The following is a 218-nucleotide window of genomic DNA, read 5'->3' as shown; positions in this document are numbered from 1 at the left end:
AAAGCTAATGCTTCCGTATAAATTTAAGATGGATAATGCTAATATTTCATCTACTCCATATAAACTTTCATCTGTTTCCAACATTTGTTGCAATGGAGAGGATAATACTCCTTTTTCAGCCAAAATATCTAGTTCAATTCTCGTTAATAAAGCATTCTGTACTTCCCTTTTTCCCATTACATGCTTTACATTCTCGATGCAATTTTCTATTGTTAAAT

Annotated in this window: 1 pseudogene; it reads right to left on the bottom strand. The window is 30.7% G+C overall.

The annotated features are described in order from the left end of the window. Positions 1 to 218, bottom strand: a pseudogene (locus JDS96_RS31665) (phosphatidylglycerophosphatase A); the annotation flags it as partial.

Source organism: Bacillus cereus group sp. N21, assembly GCF_016483395.1.
Lineage (GTDB): Bacteria > Bacillota > Bacilli > Bacillales > Bacillaceae_G > Bacillus_A > Bacillus_A pseudomycoides.
The sequence above is the reverse complement of the archived record's forward strand: the minus strand, read 5'-3'. Positions and strand labels throughout refer to the sequence as shown.